General features: G+C 45.2%; 8 protein-coding genes. 6 read left to right on the top strand and 2 right to left on the bottom strand.

Features of this window, described 5'->3' with window-relative positions:
* Positions 1–225, bottom strand: a 225-nt coding sequence (tnpA, locus tag G636_RS0113295) for an IS66 family insertion sequence element accessory protein TnpA (RefSeq protein ID WP_026508212.1), incomplete at its 3' end; no start/stop codon positions are given.
* Between the two features lie 448 nt (positions 226–673).
* Between tnpA and G636_RS0113290 the strand changes: the two genes are divergently transcribed.
* Together G636_RS0113290 and G636_RS0113285 are read left to right on the top strand one after the other, a co-directional pair.
* Positions 674–1,000: a MazG nucleotide pyrophosphohydrolase domain-containing protein gene (locus G636_RS0113290; protein ID WP_026508457.1), complete on the top strand. Its 327-nt coding sequence runs from the start codon at positions 674–676 to the stop codon at positions 998–1,000.
* Between the two features lie 104 nt (positions 1,001–1,104).
* The gene (locus G636_RS0113285; protein ID WP_026508456.1) at positions 1,105–2,025 is read left to right on the top strand and encodes an alpha/beta hydrolase-fold protein; all 921 of its coding nucleotides are present in this window, start codon (positions 1,105–1,107) and stop codon (positions 2,023–2,025) included.
* Between the two features lie 200 nt (positions 2,026–2,225).
* On the opposite strand, the gene G636_RS0113280 is transcribed toward G636_RS0113285, so the two are convergent.
* Positions 2,226–3,875: an extracellular solute-binding protein gene (locus G636_RS0113280; RefSeq protein ID WP_026508455.1), complete on the bottom strand. Its 1,650-nt coding sequence runs from the start codon at positions 3,873–3,875 to the stop codon at positions 2,226–2,228.
* A gap of 237 nt (positions 3,876–4,112) precedes the next feature.
* On the opposite strand from G636_RS0113280, the gene G636_RS0113275 reads away from it, so the two are divergent.
* The 4 genes from G636_RS0113275 to G636_RS0113260 all read left to right on the top strand — a co-directional run bounded on the left by G636_RS0113275 (position 4,113) and on the right by G636_RS0113260 (position 10,484).
* On the top strand, positions 4,113–6,416 hold the full coding sequence (locus tag G636_RS0113275) for a helix-turn-helix transcriptional regulator (protein WP_026508454.1): 2,304 nt from the start codon (positions 4,113–4,115) through the stop codon (positions 6,414–6,416).
* Between the two features lie 242 nt (positions 6,417–6,658).
* Positions 6,659–7,612, top strand: a complete 954-nt coding sequence (locus G636_RS0113270) for an ABC transporter permease (RefSeq protein WP_026508453.1) — start codon at positions 6,659–6,661, stop codon at positions 7,610–7,612.
* Positions 7,613–7,684: 72 nt separating this feature from the next.
* Positions 7,685–8,587, top strand: a complete 903-nt coding sequence (locus G636_RS0113265; RefSeq protein WP_026508452.1) for a carbohydrate ABC transporter permease — start codon at positions 7,685–7,687, stop codon at positions 8,585–8,587.
* 37 nt (positions 8,588–8,624) lie between these two features.
* Positions 8,625–10,484, top strand: coding sequence for a glycoside hydrolase family 20 zincin-like fold domain-containing protein (locus G636_RS0113260; protein ID WP_026508451.1), 1,860 nt, complete (start codon positions 8,625–8,627; stop codon positions 10,482–10,484).
* The last annotated feature ends 42 nt before the right edge of the window (positions 10,485–10,526 follow it).

Below are 10,526 nucleotides of genomic sequence, written 5' to 3'. Positions count from 1 at the left end.
TTTGATGTCTCCAGTGCCATTATCAGTAATAGCAGGAAGCGAGATGGAAGCAGGATCAAACCCTTCGGCCATCTTTTCGCGGAGAATCCTCTGCCATTTAAAGAAGAGACCTCTGCTGATCCCATGCTGTTTGCAAAAAGTCTGCTTGTCGAGTCCGCTGCTGGCTTGAGCTTCAAGGATTGGGATCCATTGCTTAAGCCTAATATCCATCACAAATTTGTCCATAATAAAAGCCCTCCAAAACCAATAGTTTCTCTAAGAGAATACTAATGATTTTGGAAGGCTGTTCAAAGACGCGTTTTGTTTACCGCTTACTTTATGTGTATGGATGCATTCGATGTAAGAATAGATATCAGACATCTCATGTCATGTCGCTATAATACAGTATTTCTCGCATTGTGTCGTGGCTTTTGACTATCTTTTTTATTATAATTATTTCATAAATATAGTTGGAGGATTATTAGTTTGGATCAGAAGAAATCAGGCTTGTTTATATAAGAACTACGACATAAAAAGCAAATGTCTAGGGAGGAGTGCAAAAGTTTTTAATGTAATTTCAAAAACTATATCCAGATAGGAAAACGGGACAAATCTTCTAATCAATATTATATTTATATTTTTGGTATAATATCTTCTGGAATAGCTGTTTTATAAATGGGGGTTAAATGATATTATGGCAGACTTCACTATTAATGAAATGCTGGAAATGCAAAGGACACTGCAGGAGCATTACAAGGACAAATGGGATCCTATAATGCCTGAAACCGGTAAAAACATGCTCCTATGGATGATAGGGGAGATAGGCGAAGTCATAGATATCGTTAAGAAGAATGGGGGAACAAAGGCAGCGACTGACAGTGATATAAGGGAGCATCTGATAGAAGAGATGGCAGATGTTCTTATGTATTATAACGATATTATGCTCTGCTACAATATCAGCCCTGATGAACTAAAGAAGGCTTACGAAGTAAAATTCCAGAGAAATATGAAACGCTGGTAGATTGTAGATGGTAGGGCTATGTCCTGGTGGAATAGATTAATCTGAAATGAATTAGGTGTTTACGAAACGCATCTAATAAACCAAGATATAAATGGGAGGAAGTAATGGGAAATCTACAGGAATTTAAACTTGATGCTGAGTCAAAGCAGGAGCATGTAAAAACTCCCTGGGAAGATGAGATGGAGCCCGGGGATTTCATAAGCTATAGGCAATCCTACGAATTTGGCAAATTTCTGAAAGAGTTTGAGGGATATGAGTATCCAAGTAAGGAAACAGGGGCTATCAGGTACTATTTTTATAATCCCTTAAAGCACGGCGCTGATAAGGCAGGAAAGTATCCTTTGTTGGTTTGGATACACGGATTTAACTGCGCAGATGGGATCAATGCTGTGGGACACAGCGGTGGTGAACAGTTTGCTTCTCCGAAATATCAGGAGGCTTTGGGAGGAGGAGCTTTTATTCTCGTGCCCCTTGCCAATGAGAAATGGGTGAACGGTGAGATGGAAGGTGCATGGTCAGAGGTTTATTTTGAACCTTTGGCAAAGCTGGTACGTTCTATTAAAAATGATTATCAGGATAATGTATCTAAAACAGCTATAGCAGGTGGATCTTCAGGCGGCTGGATGGCCTGGGTAATGGCTGAAAGGTATACGGATCTCTTTGACATAAGCATCCCTATTTCTTCGGGATACATTCCTGCCAGGGAAGAACTCATGCGAATGGGAGAGTCAGGCCTAAAGACATTTGTGATGCATGGCAAAAGAGATGAGCTATGCAGCTTTGATGAATATGTTAAACCGCGTTTGAAGGACCTGGAGGAGATGCCTGGATGCGTAACATATTTTCCTGATTGGGTGAGAAATGGTGATGGAGGTGTGGCCTCAGTAAACTTTGGATTTGAGATGGGCCAGCACTGCGTCATAGTTCAGGCCCAGACCAACCTGATCTATCTGGATGGTAAGCCCTATGATGAGAGGTTTACTGGTGGTCTGACAGGGTGGATAAGAGAGTGTTGTGAGGAATAAAGGTATGTATTATTAGATGAACCTTCAGAAACACGCATTTTACTGCGTGTTTCGTGAGAGTATGAATCAGGCAAATAGGCCCAGCGGCCCTAGCCGCTCTCAAATGGCCTATTTGCATACATTCTTGGATATTTTATCCAAGAATGTATAATAACAGCCCATCGTGCATGCACGATGGGCTGCTGTACTGTAGAAAATAATTATCTGTTATTAAATCTGTCCAGGGCTGCCTGATTGATCTCGATAGCACGATCAATGTTCATAGCCTTGATATCGGACATGTACTGATCCCATTCGGTGTTGATATCGGCTACGCCGGTGATGAACTGAGATGTCTTTTCTGTGAGGTAGGTGTTGACACTGTTGACGATCTCGCCCAGTTCCTTGGCTTCATCACTGGTATAGGAGATGCCGGCGGGCATGTTGTAATCATCGGGAACAGCTCCCCATACCTCCATGGATAATACGTCTTCTTCAGGAACGGAACTGAGCTCGCGCTTCCAGTCATAATCGCCGCCGATCAGTGACGGAGGAAGAGTATAGTAGGTCATGGCCTGAGCAAAGGAGAGTCCGTCAGGATTCTTGCATACAAGGTCTGAGTATTCCGGAACTCCGTCTGCGTTGTATTCAAAGGTCTCGCCCTCAATACCGTAGTTGCAAAGGAGTGATCCTTCAGGTGAGCACATGTAATCCAACCACTTCATAGCAAGCTCAGCATTTTCGCTATCTGCAGAGATGGTGCAGTATGCGTGGATAATGGAATCTGCAAGACGAACATGAACTTCATCGCCTTCTTTTTCCACAGGAGATGCTACTGGGATGATCTGCATATTCTTGTCATCTGTGGAAGATTCGTAGAGAGCAGGCATGGTGTACATGGAATCCCAGGCACCACACTGGCCTGATGTGATGATAGACATGTCAGGTGTGTATCCGCCGCCTGTCATAAAGTCAGGATCGATGAGCCCCTTGGAATACCAGTCGTTCATCTTGGTCAGGTATTTGCGCCAGCCATCTTCAATGGGGCCAAACTTTACTGTGCCGTCCACATTCATGAAGCCGTTGAGCACGTTATAGCCTGCGCTCATGGAGTTGGAATCCATATTGTAGCCCAGTGCGCCGATGGAGAGAGGAGCATAAGCACCCTTCTCATCCTTGAAGGCCTGGAGCATCTTTTCCCAGTCATCAAAGGTAACGGGGACATCCAGTCCCAGGTCGTCCAGCCAGTCTTTTCTGATCTCCAGGCCCTTGTAGGGAGGCTGAGGATCTGAGAAGATCTGGTAGATTGCAACTACGCGGCCTTCGTCAGTAACTGTGCTCTTGGCAAAAAAGTCATTTTTGAGGCGGAGCTTGTTGTAATTGCTAAGGAGTGTATCAAGATAAGGTGTAAGGTCCAGATAGTAGCCGTCTTCAACAGCTGCATCAAGACCATCTGAATAATGATAGCCGTTGTGGCATATGATATCAGGTAGTTCATTGGAAGCTATCATCAGGTTGTAGGCAGTGACCTCTTCGCCTACAGCAGGACACTGGAAATCTATATGTACGTTGGTCCTCTTCTCAAGCTCCTGGAAGAACTTGTTCTCATTGTAATCACTGATCACTGTAGCCATATTGGCATCCAGAGGTATATACATGGAAAGGGTGGTCTTCTCTTCACATAAAGGAAGAGATACTTCATTGGCAACAATACTGGTATCAGCTGTTGTAGTAGCAACTGCTCCGTCCTCGATCTTAGCATCTGCTGTTTTTGCTGCTTTACTGCCGCAGCCTGCAAGTGCAGATACGGCAAAGGCAGAAGTGAGCAGAACTGAAGTCAGGAGCTTTCCCATCTTCTTTGTATGCTTCATCTTTTTCCCTCCAAAGTTTATTAAGTTATTGCAATTCAGAAACGGATCCGATTTGTTCTGATGAATCTATCATCCGGCATATACGGCCAAAATGATAGAACCAATATCAGATTTTCGGTGGCGATATTTGCTATTTAAGATTCCCTGTTTTTGCTCCCCATTCGCAAAAAACGTTCCCTTTATTGTAACACGTATGGCGAATAACTATAATAATAACGGGTATGGGGAGGTTGCAAGATGAAAAATGCGAATGTTAAAAATAAGCGTAGTAAGACTTATCTGGTATATCTGAAATCATATCTTATCGTTCTGGTAGTTCCCATGCTGATCACCATAATCGGATATCTCTATTCCAATAAAATGATCGGGGAAGAGCTCAGGGAATATCAGACCACGATCCTGAGTAAGACCCAGGGAATAGGTGATACGATCCTGTCCAGTCATATGTTATCCAAAGGCGTGCTCCTGAGCAATAAGCAGGTCAAGAATCTCAGGGAGACGAATGACTGGTCAGGTGAGCTGATGTTTGATGTGCTGGCACTTAGGGATAACCTGGCTGGCATGGCCAACAGCAACAATATCATTTCCGACGTGCAGGTCTTTTTTCCGCAGAGCGGCAATCTCATCACAACAAAAAAGAGGTATGCACCTGAACTTACCTATATATATACCCGGGAGGAAGGCCTGCCGGAGAATTATTTTGACATCATAGAAAAGGATAAGGCAAAGGGTTATTATGCTCTAAAGCCGGGAACGGAGGACTGCAAGCTCTTCTTTTACCAAAACAGCTTTGCAAGGAACTATAAGGATATTGAAGTGTCAGTTGTCACGGTGCTCAAGTGGAAGGACGTGGAGAACCTCTTTGGTAGTATAGGAGGGAGCAGAGAAGGGGCGCTGTTTCTCATCGATGATAATGATGTGATCGTGGGTAAGAGCAACACCAGCCTTGATCTGTCGGGTTTTACCTATGACTTTTGGACGGATGAAGATGAGACAGTGGACCTGGAGCTGGGCGGCCGGAAATACGTATGCTCCTTTATCCCTTCCCAGGTACTGGATCTGAAGTATGTCATCTGCATTCCCAAGAATGTATATTATAGGAAGAATAATCTGATGCTTCTGGTAATTGTATTGGAGCTGATACTCTGCATAGGCCTTGGAACGTCCCTTGCCATATATTTTGCAAGGCTCTCTTCCCATCCTCTTGAGAGGATACTTCAGAGACTGGGGGCCGGTAAGGCAGAGCTGAAGGGAGGCCAGCAAAAGATATTCGACAATCTTGAGTCTGCGCTCACAGACCTGATGTCGGACTATCATGATATGGAGAGTCAGTTAAGGGAGCGTAATGACCTTCTCCATGACAGGATGCTTGTGAGTCTCCTAAATGACAGGAAGCATGCAGATCCCATCAGCATGGAGTACAAGGATACCATCAGAAAGTCCATGAAGGAGAACTGGGGCGATATACCCTACAGAGTGATCGCCTTTTACTTTGACAGCTGGCAGGACAGTATCCTGGCTGCAGATGGTAATGTAAAAGATAATAATGGCTTGCCTCTGTGCTTTTTTGCCATAGAGAATGTGGTGAAAGAGACACTGCTGGAGGATAACCAAGGCTGGATGGTGGAATCAGACAGCATGGTAGTCTGCATCATAAAAGATGACGAAGAGCTGGCTGATAAGCTTAATACCTGTATAGGCTTTTTTGACGAGTACTTTGGACTGACAGTGTATGCGGCGGTGAGCCTGCCTCACAGGGATGTGGATGAGCTGCCCGAAGCCTACGGCGAGATCATGGACAGCGTGAATTTCAAATCCTTTTGGGAGGATGCTGTGGATGATATCATCTTCTACGAAAGAACAGAGGATGAGGCTGAGTCAGACATTGGGATCTACACTGAGAATATCAAGAAGATCAGCAATTGCATAGCAGCCGGAGATTACAAATCCGCCAAGAAGGTCCTGAATGAAATGATGGAAGAGAGCTTCCAGAAGGATATCAGGAATATGAAGATGAACAAATGCCAGGCATCCGGCATCATCAGCCTGGTGCTGGGCATGTTTGGGGATGTGAACAAACAGGAGAACAGAGAGCTCTACACAAGGCTGCGTCTGCCCCAGTGTCTCCTGGAAGCCCAGTCCATCAATCAGCTCAGGCAAGAGATCAACAGGATATTCGAGGAGATCATCGCGGAGTGTGAAAAGAAGGATAGCAAAGCTGTTCCCATTAAGGTGATCAGGACCCAGGAATATATTGATAAGAATTATGCTGACGTAAATCTGTCTATAGGAGCTATCGCCGAGGAGTTTGGAGTGAGCCTCTCTTATATAGGAAGGATGTTCAAGAAATATACCGGAAGTGGTATCCTGGACTACCTCCATCTGGTGAGGGTGGAGAAGTGCAAGGAATGTCTGGACAGGGGGGAGACTGTTAAGGATGCCGCGGTCCATAGCGGATTTGTGGATTCCAAGGCAATGATCCGTACCTTCCGCAAGATCGAGGGTATTACACCGGGGCAGTATAAAAAACAGATGACATAGAAGTGCATCCATGCACTTCTGAGCATGTCGGAATACATCCATGTATTCATGACATAGAAGTGCATCATTTTATTCAAAAATTGCGAATTGAATAAGAAAAGTGCCCCTATGATTATAAAGGGACTGAGAATAGAATAGGCTTATCCGGTGGGGCGGGGTGACGAATGTGTGGATTCAATAGCTCCTCCCCGGTCCGGACCTATCTTTTGGTCCAATAAATAATCATAAGGGGGGTATGATAATTGAGTAAGCTATCTTCTGATGCTGCACCTGTAAAGTACAAGAAGTTTACAAAGGCAGCTATCAAAAAGGATTTTAGACGCAATAAGGTCCTCTATCTAATGGCCGTTCCGGCTATCGCATTTTTCCTTTTATTTGCTTATCTTCCCATGAGCGGCCTGATAATGGCATTTCAGGATTACAAGCCCAAGAAGGGTATATTTGGCAGTCCCCTTATTGGACTTAAGCATTTCATTACCTTTTTTAACGATCCCTTTTTTCCCCGCCTTGTCAGGAATACCCTGGCTATCAGTATCTGGGAGCTGCTGGTGGCATTTCCGCTTACCATCATATTTGCTCTACTATTGAATGAGATAAGGTCCAAGCTCTTTAAGAGGACCATACAGACCGTCAGCTATATGCCCTACTTCATCTCAATGGTTGTAGTATCAGGTATGATCATTGATTTCTGTAAGTCCAAGGGCGTCTTGACCCAGCTCTTTTCCTTTTTTACAGGGAGCAGCCAGAATATCCTCAGTATACCTGAGTACTGGCGGCCTCTGTATATAGGTTCCGGGATCTGGCAGGGCATAGGCTTTGGCAGCATCATCTATGTGGCAGCACTATCGGGCATTGACCAGCAGCTATATGAGGCTGCGGTGATCGACGGCGCAAATAGGTGGAAGCAGACCCTATACGTGACGCTGCCAGGGATATCTACCACCATAGTGATCATGCTCATATTAAAGATAGGCTCCATGATGTCAGTGGGTTATGAGAAGACTATCCTCCTATACAATCCCCAGATATACGAGACTGCAGATATCATATCCAGTTATGTATACCGAAAGGGTCTCTTGGAATTTAACTACGGCTACAGTAGTGCGGTCAGCCTCTTTAATTCCGTGATCAATTTTGTTCTTCTGGTCATGGCCAATCAGTTTAGCAAGAAGGTAACCGATACCAGTCTCTTCTAATAGTAAAAGCCGGGGCGGACATCGCCTGCTGCAAAAGAAGAACTGTAACTACAGAGCGATACGGAGGCTAATATGAATCACAGATCGATATCAAGATATGTTTTTGAATGGTTTAATACACTGCTCTTTATAGGAGTGATCCTGGTATGCATTCTGCCTGTATGGCATGTGGTATGTGCGTCTTTTAGCGATGCTTCCTGGGTGCTGGGACAGACCGGTCTTATCTGGAGGATCAAAGGCTTTACTCTCAAGGGCTACAGCCTGGTATTCCAAAATAAGGATATTGTGACTGGCTATCTCAATACTTTTTTCTATGTATTCACCGCAACTGCCCTTGGCATGCTGGTGACAGTGATGGCAGCCTATGCACTCTCCAGAAAAGAGGCCCTTTGGGGCAACACCATCATGTTCTTTATCACTTTTACCATGATGTTCAACGGCGGTATGATCGCATATTATATAATAGTGACCAAGGGACTGCATATGTTTGACAGCAGGTGGGTGCTGATCCTGCCCGTGTGCCTGAGCGCTTACAATATGATAATCGTACGCACGGCTATGGTGGGCATTCCGGAGAGTCTGATAGAATCTGCCAAGCTGGACGGCGCGGGGCATTTCAAAATCCTATTTTCCATAGTACTGCCCCTTATGAAGGCTACTCTGGCAACAGTGGTGCTCTATTATATCGTTGCCCACTGGAATTCCTGGTTCCAGGCATCCATATTCCTCAGAGACAGAGGAAAGTTCCCTCTGCAGCTGGTGCTCAAGGAGATATTGGTCAACGGAGATGTGTCCACCACCATTACCGGGGGCTCCAATGCCAATGCTTCGGATTATGCGGGGGACCTGATACTCTACAAACAGACGGTAAAATATTGTACCATAGTGGTATCTACATTACCCATTTTCATTTTTTATCCCTTCATACAAAAGCATTTCGAAGCCGGCGTCATGATAGGTGCCATAAAAGGATAAATTAGTATATTGCCGATCCAGGCATGAAAGGACTATTATGAATCTCTTACCACAGCCATGGGAAATAAGGACAAAAGAAGGTATATATGCTATCAGGCGGGGATGCCTGATACTGACTGAATACGGCAAAGAGAAAGAGGAGAGGTTTGCAGCAGGTCTTTTGGCAAAAGAAATAGCCTTGGTGCTGGGACTTGATATCCAGATCCTGCCTGTAGACAAGATGGAAGACGAGAAGGGGATACGCCTCTGCTGCAAGGGGCAGGGAGATCCGGAATCTTATGAACTGATCATTACTGATGACCATATAAGCCTGACTGCTGCAGATGCTGCTGGAGTGCTCTATGGCGTGCAGACCCTTCGACAGCTGATCAGAGAATACGGTGCTGATATTCCGTGCATGGATATCATAGACAGGCCTGCCATAGCTGTAAGGGGCTATAACCACGATGTGACAAGGGGCAGGATACCCACTCTGGATGAGCTAAAGAGAATAGCTGATACCTGCAGTTTTTATAAGATCAACCAGCTGCAGCTCAATGTGGAGCACAGCTATCTCTTCCGAGGTGAGAGCGAAGTATGGAGAGGCTCAACGCCCCTTACGGCAGGAGAGATAACGGAGCTTGATGACTATTGCAGGCAGCGCCATATAGATCTGGTACCCTGCCTGGCATCCTTTGGGCATCTCTATGAGCTCCTTAGGAGCCGCAGCTACAAGGAATATTGCGAGCTGGAAGTGGACGTGAATGAACCATTTTATTTCATATCCAGGATGGATCACCATACGGTGGATGTTACCAATCCCGGGAGCTATAAGCTGATAACAGGCCGCATCAGGGAATATATGAACCTTTTTTCTTCTAAATATTTCAACATATGTGCTGATGAGACCTTTGACCTGGGCAAGGGTAAGAGCAGGGATAAAGTGGAGCAGGAAGGTGCTAAGGAAGTATACATAAAATTTCTAAAATCTCTCTGCGACTATGTGATATCCTGCGGCAAGATCCCTATGTACTGGGGGGATATCATAATAGAAAAACCGGATATAATTAATCAATTGCCAAGAGAAGGCATATGCCTGAACTGGGAATATGATCCCAATGTCAAAGAGGATAATCTAAAAAAGCTCGCTGCTACAGGCGCGCCTAATATATACGTATGCCCCGGTGTGCAGAGCTGGAACCATTTGATAAATAATCACAAGGATGCTTATGCGAATATATCCGGCATGTGCGCCAATGCCCACAAATACCACGTGCAGGGTGTCCTGAACACTGACTGGGGTGACCTGGGACACATAGGACATCCGGAATTTTCCACTGTGGGACTGATCTACGGGGCTGCTTTTTCGTGGAATGACAGTATATTGTCCGAAGAAGAGTGCGACAGGCGTATCTCTCTTATTCAATATGGAGACAGATCAGGAAGGCTTATGGAGACCTTAAGGGAGTTTGGCGACTGCGAATGCATGATATGGTGGCATTTTGTCCAGTACAAAGAGGAAATGCAGAAAAATGGCACTGCCAAAGTTAACTTCTTCATGGACGCTGCTATGGCTGATAGTGCTGCGGACAAGATAGTAAAGAGCGGCTATCTGGTGGAGGATCTCTACAAGGAGCTTCACCTCGCAAATGCTGATACCAAGAAAGTGATAAATTCCTATATACTCATGGCCAGGGGCCAGGAGCTGGTAGGCAGGGTGTTTATGACTATGAGAAGGATAGCCGGCGAAACAGACGGGGGCGCTTCTGAAAACGCCATGCTCCTGGCAGCAGAGCTGGAGAAATGGTTTATGGACTACAAGGAGCTTTGGCGCAGCGTATCAAAGGAAAGCGAGTTATACAGGCTCTCTGATGTGATCTTCTGGTATGCTGACAGGCTCAGGGATTATACGTTATAAGCAAAGCTTATCACCAGCGATAGAAAAGGGAGATCGTTAATA

The organism is Butyrivibrio sp. MC2013 (assembly GCF_000424585.1).
Classification (GTDB): domain Bacteria; phylum Bacillota; class Clostridia; order Lachnospirales; family Lachnospiraceae; genus Butyrivibrio.
Note: the sequence above shows the minus strand (reverse complement) of the source record. Positions and strands in the feature narration are given on the sequence as shown.